Source organism: Nostoc sp. FACHB-888 (assembly GCF_014696655.1).
In the GTDB taxonomy this organism is placed as follows: Bacteria; Cyanobacteriota; Cyanobacteriia; order Cyanobacteriales; family Nostocaceae; genus Nostoc.
In genome coordinates this window covers 1-12685 of the sequence record NZ_JACJQM010000051.1, presented here as the reverse complement: position 1 = coordinate 12685, position 12685 = coordinate 1, and the positions used below count along the sequence as shown (strand labels likewise).

The following is a 12685-nucleotide window of genomic DNA, read 5'->3' as shown; positions in this document are numbered from 1 at the left end:
GGAGTATTATTTATTATTGAAATTAATAAATATTGCTGGCGCACTAGCGGGAATTTTTGCTTTTTGGTAATAAAATATTTTGCACAAAGCGATCGCGTCCTGCTGCCTTTGCCTGATACAATGCCCGATCGGCGGCGGAAATCATTTCTTCCATGTCAGAATCTGACTGAGGAATTTCTGTCGTAAACCCGGCACTCAAGGTTACATAAGGGCTAACTTCGGAATTTATATGAGGAATTGCTAGTGTGCGGACAGCATGGCAAATATTGTCGGCAACATGAGTCGCCCCCTCGGTGTCTGTGTTTGGTAAAATCACAGCAAATTCTTCCCCACCATAACGGGCAACTAAATCTCCAGGACGCTTAATGATATCTTTGATGGCTTTAGCAATTTCTTGAAGACAGCGATCGCCTACCCGATGACCATAGGTATCGTTATATAATTTGAAGAAATCAACATCGCAGAGAATCAGAGAAAGGGGGGATTGATCCCGTTTCATACGCTGCCACTCTTGGTTAAAATACTCTTCAAAACATCGGCGGTTAGCTACTTGAGTTAATCCATCGATAGTAGCTAATCGCTGTAATTCCAGATTAACGGCTTCTAGTTTTTGCTGTAACTGAGATTGCTGAATCAAGCGTTTAACCCGTTGTCGCAAAACTGCCCAATGGACTGGTTTGGTAATATAATCCATTGCCCCCACTTCAAATGCACGGTCAACTGACTCTTGATCCTCAAGCCCTGTAATCATTAAAATTGGAGTGTGCTTACTACGATTAAGAAGCTCCAAGTGAGTGCAACACTCAAACCCATCCATATCTGGCATTAGGGCATCAAGGAGTACTATATCAGGATCTAATTGCTTAAAAACTTTTATTGCTTCTATACCATTTTCAGCTTCCGCTATTTGATAGCCTTCTCGTTCTAAAAAATGCCGCAATATCATGCGGATAAAAGGTTCATCATCAACAATTAGAACTAAAGATTGGCTTTCTTGAGCATTGGCTTTCATAGTACTTCCTTCACAAGTTCTTTTTGTAAGGTGGTTTTAACTTGTTCATATTCTTGATAGAGTTGTGAGAGTAATTCTAAGCTGTTTTCTAATTTACTGGTGCGTCCCTGTGCTTCTAACATCTTGCAAAGCTGCGCCAGGGCGATCGCTTGCAAAACTTTTATCGCACCCGGATTAATCACCGACTGCATCGACTCTTCATCAATGTCAGCATCGCTCTCAAGGCATTCTACCCACTCCAGAGACATTCCAGTATAACCAGTATAAGCAGATTTAAAAACACGTAGGGTTATAGTTTGTGGTACGCCATACCGTTGCACTAGCACCTTTACCTGTTTAATATTTTTTTCTTCTAGTGCATCTGCAACACTTTCACTTAATGCACTCGTGCAGTTATCCAAATCAGCTTGTCGCGATCGCATGAAGTAATCATGGAACGACCACAGGATATAACCTTTTCTTGAGCTAAAGTTTTTGAATAGTTTCTGCTTGCTAGCGCTTAACTAATTGTTGATAAAGGCTCCAGAAGTTTGTATCATTGGTAAATTAATAAAGAAATGCTACTTAAGTTTGTGCGGTTCAAATCTTGCACAATTAAGGGAATATCTTTACTCTCTAACCTAATGGTAAAACCAAAAATTACTAAGGTAATGAATGGCAATAAAAATGCTAGTGCCAACGTCAGGCGATCGCGGCGGAATTGGGCTATTTCTTTTACACATTGTTTTTGCAACAAATCATCTGCTACTTGCCGCAAACCTGCTGCACAACGCAAGTTTTCATCAATACTCACTATTGTCTGATAACTATCGCCCATGCCTGCCTAACGGGAAATTCCCAGCATGGTAACTCGACCACTCATTGCTAACATTGCCAGGATTGTCTGGTTGTATTGCCGCATCGTTGTAACGTTTATCTACGGTAACAAGCGTCTTCCAGAATGATAAGATGTCCGGCATGGGCTGAAAAGTAGTTTTTGAGTTCCAAATTTATTTTTCGTGCAGATGCCTTAAAGCGATCGCTTTTTCATCATGACTGTACGTCAATAGCTGTTTTGCACTTTTGACTCCTAATAAGCAATGTGGTAAATATGCATATCTTGCGATTACGAAGAATTTTAACCTTATGTCTACCGGAAGAATATAGAACATCGCGCTAATATTAAGTAATATTCGATAGGAATAGACTTGTTCTAATTTTTGAAGTTTTGAGTAGGGGAGAACATAGGCGGCTGTCCCTAGTCGAGGAGAGAAACACCTAAACAAGCAGATGAAAGCAAGAATTTCTGACTCTATTGCTGACCATTTTCGAGGTGGGGAAATGGCAACCCGGATCAATCGCTTGGACTGGTCGCAAACGCCGTTAGGGGCGATCAATACATGGTCGCAGAGTCTCAAGTCAGTGGTCAAGACGCTGCTTGCTTCGAGCTATCCGATGATTCTAACTTGGGGCACAGATTTCATCCAAATTTACAACGATGCCTATTCGCAATTGATTGGCGAGAAACATCCTGCTGCCCTTGGGATTGATATTCGGATTACACTCGCCGAGGCATGGGACACCTTGGGGCCAATGATCGAAACGGTAATGTCAACGGGAGTAGCAAATCTGACACCCGCGCTGCTCCTGCTACTGGAACGCTCAGGCTACCGGGAAGAATCCTACTTTAGTGTTTCCCATGCTCCGGCAGAAGACGATTCTGGGCAGATTGTCGGAATGCTTGCCGTGTGTAGTGAAGTGACGCAGCAAGTATTGGGGAATCGGCGATTGCGGCTGCTACGCGATTTATCATCTAAAGCAGGCGCAACCCAAAGCGTTGAAGCAACCTGCCTTGATGCGCTTGCAGTGATCGCATCTTCCCCAATGGATGTGCCGTTTGCACTGCTATATCTGCGTGATTCTGATACTAAAAGGTTGATCTTGCAAGGAACTGTGGGGATTCAAGCAGGGGAAGTCGTTAGTCCGAGAACGATCGAGCTAAAAACCAATGGCACAGATGTTTGGTCCTTGGCGAAGGCGGCAAATGGAGAAACGATTTTAATTGAAGCCGTCGATGAATATATCACAATTTTAGGCGGTGCGTTTAGTGAACCAGTGAAATCTGCGATCGTGTTACCGATCGCCTCATTTGGGCAAACAGCGACATTGGGTGTACTGGTAGCCGGAATTAGCCCTAGCCGTGAGCTAGATGAGGGATATCGCTCATTCTACGAATTATTCGCAGGTCAGATATCGGTTTTAGTCCGCAATGCTCAGGCATACGAAGAAGAACGCCGACGCGCTGAAGCATTGGCAGAGCTAGATCGAGCGAAAACAGTGTTTTTTAACAATGTCTCCCATGAGTTCCGCACACCTTTGACGTTAATACTGGGTCCGTTAGAGGATGTCCTAAGTAGCAAAAATGGGTCATTAACAACTGAGGAACGCGAGCAACTGCAATTAGTTCACCGAAACAGTCTGCGTTTGCTCAAGTTAGTCAACACACTATTGGACTTTTCGCGCATCGAAGCAAATCGGATTGAAGCAGTTTATGAACCTGTTGACCTTGCTGTACTTACAACTGAACTGGCCAGTGTCTTCCGCTCAACTATCGAACGCGCCGATTTACGTCTAATAGTAGATTGCCCACCTTTACCAGAAGCGGTGTATGTAGACCGCGAAATGTGGGAAAAAATTGTTTTGAATTTGCTCAGTAATGCTTTCAAATTCACGTTTATTGGACAAATCAGTGTAACCTTGCGTTGGTACACCGAATATGTGGAACTGGAAGTCCAGGATACAGGTACAGGAATTCCAGCAGCAGAATTGCCCCATTTGTTTGAGCGTTTTTACCGTGTACAAGGGTCACGGGGCCGCACTTATGAAGGCTCTGGGATTGGATTATCGCTAGTGCAGGATCTGATTCGACTTCATGGTGGCTCGGTTCGTGTGATCAGCAAATTAAATCAGGGAAGTTCTTTCATTGTTTTACTTCCTACTGGTACTGCTCATCTGCCTACTGAACGCATTGCATCTGGGCATGATTTGCCGAACACTGCTTCAGTAACGGCTGCTTTTGTTGAGGAAGCATGGCGTTGGCTACCTGAAAAGGGTAAGGGGAGCAGGGAGAAAGAAGAAGTAATTACTAGTAACTCTCTTGCTAAAGCAGCCTCCCCCAATTCCCCCGCCCGTATTCTTCTGGCTGATGACAACGCAGATATGCGCGATTATTTAAAGCATCTACTCCAGCCATATTACGAAGTGGAAGCAGTAACAGATGGAGTAGCTGCCTTAGCAGCAGCCCGCAGACAAATACCGGATCTAGTACTGAGTGATATTATGATGCCGGGAATTGACGGTTTGCAATTGTTGCGCGAATTGCGCTCTGAATCATCTACTCGTGAAGTACCTATTATCCTGCTATCTGCCCGCGCTGGTGAAGAATCTCGCGTTGAAGGTTTAGAGATGGGTGCAGACGATTACCTGATTAAACCTTTTTCGGCGCGAGAACTGCTGGCACGGGTACGAACAAACTTAGAGTTGTCCCGACTCCGTAAAGATGCTTTAGCTCAACAAGCCCAACGAATTCGGGAGCAGGCAGCGCGAATTGAGGCCGAGGCAGCCAATCGGATGAAAGATGAATTTCTGCAAGTACTTTCCCATGAGATTCGCACACCACTCAATGGAATGCTTGGCTGGGTTAAAATGCTTCGGCAAGGTAAATTAAATTCATCTGAAACTACTCGGGCGCTAGAAACTATTGAGCGCAACGCCAATGCTCAAGCAAAATTAGTAGACGATTTGCTCGACGTTTCATGTATTATCCGAGGGCAACTGCGCCTAGAAAAGCTTCCAGTTTCTCTAATCTCAGTGATTACTGAAGCTATCGAAACTGTAAAACCACAAGCTTCAGCTAAAGATATTACGATTAGCTGTATGCTTGATCAGTGCGCTAGTTCTGTTTCTGGAGATGCTAGTCGTTTACAACAAGTAGTGTGGAATCTGCTGAGTAATGCAATTAAATTTACACCTTCAGGGGGACAGGTAGAGGTTTGCCTACAAGCTGTGGGTACAGAGGCGCTTCTTCAGATCAAAGATACGGGTAATGGTATTAAAGCTGACTTCTTACCCTATATTTTTGAGCGCTTCCGTCAGGCAGACGCAAGTACAACCCGAACCTACGGGGGGCTAGGCTTAGGGCTAGCAATTGTCCGGCATTTAGTAGAAATGCACGGAGGAACAGTACAGGCCGATAGTCCAGGGCTTGGACTGGGAGCGACCTTTGGTGTGCGGTTACCTCTGATGAGCATCTCTTATATTTCTGAGGGTGCAGAATCGATCTCTGTAAACGATGATAATCAAATTTCACTCAACGGTTTACGAGTATTAGTTGTTGATGATGAAGCTGATGGACGTGAGCTTGTTGCTTTTATTTTGGAGCAACATGGTGCTTTGGTGAGTCAGGCAACATCAGTAGCTCAAGCCTTGTCAGCGTTAGAGTCGGGAATGCCACACATACTGATTTCGGATCTTGGTATGCCAGAGGAGGATGGCTACAGCTTTATTCGTAAAATCAGGGCTTTATCAGTAGAAAAAGGGGGGAAAATCCCAGCGATCGCCTTGAGTGCTTATGCTAAGGAAGAAGACCGAAGGCGAGCGTTACTAACAGGCTTTCAAATGTATTTGTCCAAGCCATTTGATCCAGATGAGTTAGTACTCATGATAGCAAGTTTGTCAGGTCGTTTTCAGCAGACTTAACCCTTGAATTCATTTATATTATTCTACCAATCTGATTCGGGAATGCCTTTGCAGACTTACCTTTCAGGCTGCTATTTGTCCAATATGTTTTCCAAATGGGCGAACCTATTGGTTAAATTAAGCCTTGGTGTGATTGAAAATATTGTAGAGTCAACAGAAGTCCTAAGTATTGCCCTACGTAACTCACCCTATGACTACCGCACCCTTAAGCTGGCAAGAACTAGAAACCCTCACGGACTATCAAATAGATACCGTTAATGGTCTCACCAACGCTAGAGCCAGGTTGCGCTTGTTTGGTCAGCCGGAATCCGATGTGCGGGTAACGCTGTACCGCGATAACCATGCCTGGTGTCCTTACTGCCAAAAAGTTTGGTTATGGCTAGAGGAAAAACAGATCCCCTATCGAATCGAAAAAGTAACAATGTTCTGCTATGGGGAGAAAGAAAGTTGGTACAAACGTAAGGTACCATCAGGGATGCTCCCTGCGATCGAGCTAGATGGACGGATTATTACGGAAAGCGATGACATTTTGATCGCTTTGTCAAAGGTTTTTGCTCCATTGAGCCAAGGGATGGAAGACCGCGCGGTGCTTCCACTACGTCAATTAGAACGACTTTTATTTAGAGCCTGGTGCGCTTGGCTTTGCTCTAGAGCCAGTTCCTCTCAACAAGAACAACGCAACCGGGAACAATTTATTGGAGTGGTGGCTAAGGTCGAGGAGGCGCTTGGTTGCACCCCAAGCCCTTATTTTTTAGATAGCTTCGGCATCGTCGATGTCATTTTTACGCCATATCTCGAACGGATGAATGCCAGCCTTTACTACTACAAGGGCTACTCTCTGCGTTCGGAAAACCCTCGCTTGAGCGCATGGTTTGCGGCAATGGAAACCCGACCTACCTACTGCGGGACCCAGAGTGACTTTCACACCCACGTACATGATTTGCCGCCCCAGATGGGGGGCTGTTGGGAAAACGGCGAAACCCAGATGCTTCTCAATAAAGCGCGGGTGGATAATGGTCCCTGGTTCGGGCTACCAGATGTTACTTATCCAGAACCGGAAAACTCCCGTATAGAAGCTCTTCAACGAATTATCGACCACCGCATCAATATTATCCGAGTCAACCCCAAAGATTATAAATTATTTGATCAAGCCCTACGTTGTGCTTTAACACACATGATGACTGGTGAAGACTGTATACCTCCATCGGGATCTGATGTCGCTCTACGATATTTGCGCGATCGCATTAATGTACCGCGAGATATGTCCATCTACGCAGCCAAGCGATTGAGGGAATCCCTGGAGAAAACCGCAGCCCTTGCGGGTGATGGGCAGCCAGCCCCCATTCCCACTAAGCATCGACGAGATCAAGACCCGTCTAACTTTGTCATCAAGTAGAACCAAATCGTCTGAAGCAATGGTATTAGATTGATTTTGTCAAAGTATTCTTTCAGCAATGCAAAAGCTGGCAGCAACTAGAGGGTAGATATCAGATGTTTGTTGAATCAACCATTGTCAAATCACAGGAACGTCATGCTCTTGTGATTGGGGGAAGTATAGCTGGGCTGCTTAGCGATCGCGATCTGTTCCCAATAAATCACGCCATCCATTCACTCCACTGCTGGCATCTGTCACCAGTTGAGCAAATTTGTCATCTTCAAATTCTCAAACTCCAGCATCACGCCGCGGCGCTCACCACTCTTGCCCAAAGGAATAATTGTATTGCCCATCTCTTCTTTTAAGCGATGGCGCTGTTTCGCCCGCCGTAGGCGATTGCAAGCCGGAAGCAGAGGCTAAAAATGCTTTTAAAAACCTCTTAGTAAAAAACTTTAGAACTTAGGTTTTTACTTGGGTTGCCACAATGGAGTGATATTAAGGTTTTAGCAGATACGGCATTCTAACCTACTTAGTACGGTTTACACCCCTTTGGTTTTTGTAAAGTTATCGTAATATATATTTATATAAAGCAATATTTGCTTACATAAGCAAACCCAAATAAAAGAGTAAGTAATAAAAGCAATGAATCAACCCATTAAATTATCTTTAGAACAAGAATTTAGCCTTAGAACATTTGCTGACCAAGTGAAGCAGATGTCCCGTGAACAAGCTCAAGAGTTTTTGCTGATGCTTTATAAGCAGATGATAGCTAGGGAAGCTACTTACCAAGAATTGCTCAAACATCACTGGGAACTTGATTCAGACCCAATTTTGGGCTAAAACAAACCTTGTGAGGTTACTTTAAACGACTTAGAAGATAACGAACACACAATTGTCTTTTTGATACAAATCCCTCAAAGCGTCCACGCTTTGAGGGATTTTGGGTATTAGGTAGTTGGTATTGGGTTTTTTGACTGCTAAGTTAGATTATTTGCTTTCTCAACTGCTTCTTTTAACTCTTCAAAGGTAATACTACCGTCTTTGTCTGAATCATAATTTACTAGTAACTCCTGGGGGCTACTGGTATTTGTTTCTGATGAGATGATTGCACTTAAGCCAGGACTTAAAAAAAGCTCATTAATGGATACTTTGCCGTCTTGATCGCGATCTAATTTATTAAAAAGAGATTGAAGCTCTTGCTCGGTTGCCATAAGTTTCTATCTGAAGAACCATTTTCAACTTAATCTCTCAAAATTAAATAAACTTGTATCAAAAGACGTAGAAACGGCTATCGCTGGGGCTTAGATCAAGTGGAAGCTGTGATACAGGGTATACAGTTGGGACATGAAAATGAATCGGCACCTCCTTTAGTTTGAGATAATCCTGATGCTGCCTACTGGTGTAAGTCCTTCTGTCAATATCTTTGGCATTCGCCATCTTGCGATAATGTTCTTCATGTATGGCAATACCCGCCGCCTTCATCCACCGAGAAGTCCTTTCATCACCACCATTCCCCACAGGCACAATCGTATTCCCCATCTCCTCCAACAGCGATAACTTCGTTAAGCTTCGCTAACGCAGGTCAGCCCGTAAATTATTAATCGACCAATTCATTTGCCCCTCAATCTGATAGCTAGTATCTAACGCCCAGTCCTTCTCAGCCCCACGTTTCCCCGTTTCTCGGTTAATGCGAATCAGAAAAGCGGTCATCTCATTCGTTTGAAGAATTCTTTCCTTGATGCGTCGGGCATTGGTTTTTGCATAACCAAAGGGAGGACGTGGAGCCAGCCACCCAAACATACATGGGGACATCAGGACGATACCGCCAGAATTGCTGGGCGCATTCTGTAGCTTCAGTTGAGCATGCGTGGAACTCTGCAACTATTGTGCTGCTGTTTTTCCCCTCGTACCAATAGGCTCGACGACCCCTTGAGCGATATTCGTTATTTTGCCTTGGGTGATGCTCATGAAATGATACCTCCAAGGTTTAAGGGACTTGTTTTAACCGGCTTAAATAGTGACACGCACAATGAGATCGTTGAAGTCTTTATCTCCGCCACCCCGTAAATCCTCAAAGCCGAATGTATTGTTACCAAGGAGGCGAATATGATCGGTTTGATCAGAATTTGCTCCAAGGTAGGCGAAATATACCTGATCCAACTTTTGACCATTAACAACCTCGTTCACTGAAGCATTTGCAATTAAGAAAGGAGCAAAAATAGAGCCACCTACAAACTGTCCTGGCAGGGTTGCTGTTTGTTGGTTTTTTACACTTAAGTCAATTCCTGTGATGTGATTATTTACAGCTGCTTGAGCGTAACCTGTTCCGCCCGGCAGAATGTCTACCGTACCATCGCCATTAGTATCAATTCCACCATTCTGATCTACCACGCGATAGAACCCAACAAAATTGTCGAAAGCTGCTTCACGGTTGACGGTAAATAAAGTACTAACTTGTCCTGTCAAAGAGCGCAAATCTAGCAACTCACTCTGCCCTTGCAAAGCTGATCCTGCTGAGGCACTCTGGCTAACCGTCTTAACATCCAGCACTATATCATTAAAGTCATTGTTACCACTGTTGGAACTATCTTCAAAGCCAAAGGTGAAATTACTGGCAGTAGCACTAGAAATACGTACCGAAGTCTGGCTACTCAAAAAGACGCTGTTAGCAGAAATCTTTCCGGCTCGCAATTCATCAAGGCTACCGTTTTGAATCAATAAAGTGGAGAAGCGTGCATTTGACCCAAAATCTAAAATACTTGATAGTTCACCACCAAAGCCTTTCGGATTGTTACTAAGTGTGGAGAAGATGGTACGAGAACGAGCGATCGCAGCTTCAAGATAGCCTGTGGCATTAGGGGCAACGCCATTGATTGTACCCAAATCGTCATCAACCGTGAAAGCAACGATCTCGTTGGCAAAGGTATTCTTTCGGCTGGATAAGGAGAACTGCACAAAGCTTTGAAAGTTGTTTGCGATGGAGATAATGGCGCTTCCGTTGGCAGCAAAGTTAGTCGCGATCGTGCCACCATTATTAATGAGAATGCCACCACCATCAATGGTAATGTTGCCACCATTATCATTGTCAGCAATGTTAAAGATAGCAGTGTCCTGTGCTGCTAAAACAGCTCCATTTGTGGGATTTTTTAAGGATAGTGTAACTGCCTCGTTACCTTCAGCCAGGCTGTCATCAGTAATATTTAAGGTGGCAGTGGCAGTAGTCTGGCCATCAGCAAAAGTCACAGTTACAGGTGTGCCATTATAGTCAGAACCAGGGGTTGCTGTTCCACCTGTAGCAGCCAAATCTACAGTGAAAGCACCACTCGAACCACCTGTGCGAATTAAATCGAGCGCGATCGCCGTGCCATTCTCAGCAACAGTATAGGTAGGGTTGCCAAACGCCACTGTGCCAGTAGGAGATTCTGCAACTGTCAAACCAGCTAAACTTGTACCAATGGGAGCGAGTAGAGTAGCAGCCCCTGTGCCTAGTTCAATCGCATACAGATTAGTTACACCCCCAACGCTCAATGCTGCTACCCCCCGTCCTGGAGCTGCTGCATTTGATGCAGTAACTCGTACATTTGACGGAATATCAAAACCGCTAGCTTCAGTAAAGTCTAATGGAGCACCGTTGATAGTAACTGACAATTGAACTGTTTGGGTGCCATTGTTAGGCGGGTTCTGAATAAACAGGCTGTTGCTAGTTGGGTCTAGCGTGTATTGAGTTGTGGCAGTGGTTCCATTGAAACTGTTGGTGTAGGCAGTGGCAGAAATTCCTGTAGAACCGATGGGAAGTGCATTAATTACACCATCTGGGTTAATACCTGCTGCGGTATTTCCATCAACAGCAAGACCTGTAATTGGATTGAGGCGGAAGTTTAACCCAGTAGCTGTGACGACACGGATACGATCAACAGTTGGATTAAAGTCAAAGCCAAAACCAGTGTTAGCAGAGGGTAGATCAACAGGATTACCCATAGCATCAACTAACGTAATTTGCCCTGCTGACCCACCGACGATCGCTGCTGTTCCAGTTTGAGGGTCAATCAGGTACAGAGTGCCTGTGTTATTTGTATCGTTAATTCCCAGTCCATATAACTGCCCGGTAGCTGGACGTAGGTCAATGCCTACTAGGATATCACCTGCCGTTACACCAGTAATCGTGGCGGTTGTTACTGTTCCAGAACTGGCACTATTGAACCGAAGGAGTTGAGTCCCATCGGCAGTCAATCCAATCAGAGGTACGCCAGCAGAAGCCACTTCGTTTTGAAGTGCAAACCCTTGAACTGGATCTGTGCCTGCACCCACCGTTCCGATCAGTGTGGCAACACCTGTAGAAAGTTCAATTGCATAAAGTCCGGTTGTACTAGCGACCGTAAGAACCGCAAATGCCTGTCCTGTGGCTGGAGTATTTGATGCTGAAACATTAACACCAGGTGGAATATCAAACCCATTGACACTAGTAAAGTCTAGAGGAGTGCTATTGAGGGTGACTACCAGTGGCGATGTCTGGGTGCCATTATTGGGTGGATTCTGAATGAATAGTGTATTACTGACTGAATCCAGTGTGTATTGTGTGGTCGTTGTAGCGTTGGGAGCGCTGTTTGTATAGGCAGTGGCATTGACTGTAGTGGTACCACCATTGATTGAACCATCAGGATTCACACCCGTTATGGATGAGTTACCATCAATTGCCGCCCCAGTATTGGGATTAACGCGAAAGTTTAGTCCATTGGAGGTAACAATGCGGAGGCGATCAACTGTTGGATTAAAATCTATTCCAAAGTCGGAACCTGTAATTGCAACAGGGTTGCTGGCACTATCAACAAATTGCCCTAATGTCCCAATAGCAACAGCTAACCCAGTTTGGATACTAATGGCATAAAGCTGGGCATTGCCGATACCATCGCTAGCGATTCCGTAGAGTTTGCCGTTTTGGGGACGGAAGTCAATACCTACTAAATTCTGCCCTATCGCCAGTCCAGTAATGGGGATATTAGCGTTAACATTATCGGGGTTAGAAGTATCAAACGAGATCAGAGTGTTATTACTGAGAACGTATGCTGTTGTCATGTTTTAATTTTTCTACTTAATAATTTTTTGAATAAACTTTGACTCAGCCATCTGGGTTGAGGATTTGATAAAAATCCATCTCGATTGCCGTTGGCATTGCTTGAATAGAAGTCCAAGTTTTTTAGACTTAGGTATGTGTTACCCAGAGCTAAACAGCCTGATGAACTATTTTTATAAATGCTTACTTACTTAAGAGTAAGGATTACAAGTGCCGATGTACACAGTAAAACTACGATAACAAACGAAAATACAAAATATCGTATCAGCAAAATTACCGAAAAACTAGCAGAGTGCTTATTTTTGGTCACTGGGGTGCTTAGGCAATACTTCTAGGTTAAGGACAAAAGTAGGGTAAAGTGATAATTCTTCTTCAAGAAGTGCGATCGCTATAGAACCCATTTGACATCTAAGAAGGTACTGCAAGCCTCTTAATCATTAGCCTGATGAAGCAGAGATTGAGTTTGGCAGTGGCATTAACCAGGGTTCGT

The 12685-nt window shown here is 44.3% G+C and carries 11 protein-coding genes; 4 read left to right on the top strand and 7 right to left on the bottom strand.

The features are described from left to right. Positions 1–43 precede the first annotated feature (43 nt). The 3 genes from H6G26_RS24860 to H6G26_RS42795 all read right to left on the bottom strand — a co-directional run bounded on the left by H6G26_RS24860 (position 44) and on the right by H6G26_RS42795 (position 1829). Positions 44–1012 (bottom strand): PleD family two-component system response regulator, encoded by a 969-nt coding sequence (locus H6G26_RS24860; protein ID WP_190732172.1) that lies wholly within the window; start codon positions 1010–1012, stop codon positions 44–46. Beyond that, on the bottom strand, positions 1009–1434 hold the full coding sequence (locus H6G26_RS42800; RefSeq protein ID WP_242053852.1) for a hypothetical protein: 426 nt from the start codon (positions 1432–1434) through the stop codon (positions 1009–1011). Before H6G26_RS42800 ends, H6G26_RS24860 begins: the two co-directional genes overlap by 4 nt. Positions 1435–1547: 113 nt before the next feature. Continuing rightward, positions 1548–1829 carry a hypothetical protein gene (locus H6G26_RS42795; protein ID WP_242053851.1) on the bottom strand — a complete coding sequence of 94 codons (282 nt, stop codon included), beginning with the start codon at positions 1827–1829 and terminating at the stop codon, positions 1548–1550. Between the two features lie 452 nt (positions 1830–2281). On the opposite strand from H6G26_RS42795, the gene H6G26_RS24845 reads away from it, so the two are divergent. From H6G26_RS24845 to H6G26_RS24830, 4 genes are all read left to right on the top strand, one after another. Next, positions 2282–5749: an ATP-binding protein gene (locus H6G26_RS24845; protein WP_190732170.1), complete on the top strand. Its 3468-nt coding sequence runs from the start codon at positions 2282–2284 to the stop codon at positions 5747–5749. Between the two features lie 190 nt (positions 5750–5939). Then, on the top strand, positions 5940–7145 hold the full coding sequence (locus H6G26_RS24840) for a glutathione S-transferase family protein (RefSeq protein ID WP_190732168.1): 1206 nt from the start codon (positions 5940–5942) through the stop codon (positions 7143–7145). A 95-nt stretch (positions 7146–7240) separates the two neighbouring features. Beyond that, complete coding sequence (locus tag H6G26_RS24835; RefSeq protein WP_190732166.1) at positions 7241–7489, top strand: hypothetical protein; 249 nt, start codon at positions 7241–7243, stop codon at positions 7487–7489. A gap of 277 nt (positions 7490–7766) precedes the next feature. Then, the gene (locus tag H6G26_RS24830) at positions 7767–7964 is read left to right on the top strand and encodes an NblA/ycf18 family protein (protein ID WP_190732165.1); all 198 of its coding nucleotides are present in this window, start codon (positions 7767–7769) and stop codon (positions 7962–7964) included. A 137-nt stretch (positions 7965–8101) separates the two neighbouring features. Here the strand turns inward: H6G26_RS24830 and H6G26_RS24825 are convergent, their stop codons facing one another. The 4 genes from H6G26_RS24825 to H6G26_RS24815 all read right to left on the bottom strand — a co-directional run bounded on the left by H6G26_RS24825 (position 8102) and on the right by H6G26_RS24815 (position 12197). Then, a complete protein-coding gene (locus H6G26_RS24825) occupies positions 8102–8335 on the bottom strand; it encodes an EF-hand domain-containing protein (protein ID WP_190732162.1) in 234 nt (77 codons plus the stop codon). 58 nt (positions 8336–8393) lie between these two features. Then, on the bottom strand, positions 8394–8663 hold the full coding sequence (locus H6G26_RS42790; RefSeq protein WP_242053850.1) for a hypothetical protein: 270 nt from the start codon (positions 8661–8663) through the stop codon (positions 8394–8396). A gap of 33 nt (positions 8664–8696) precedes the next feature. After that, positions 8697–9005, bottom strand: coding sequence for a hypothetical protein (locus H6G26_RS42785; protein ID WP_242053849.1), 309 nt, complete (start codon positions 9003–9005; stop codon positions 8697–8699). 129 nt (positions 9006–9134) lie between these two features. Further along, the gene (locus H6G26_RS24815) at positions 9135–12197 is read right to left on the bottom strand and encodes a DUF4394 domain-containing protein (protein WP_190732160.1); all 3063 of its coding nucleotides are present in this window, start codon (positions 12195–12197) and stop codon (positions 9135–9137) included. Between the last annotated feature and the right edge of the window lie 488 nt (positions 12198–12685).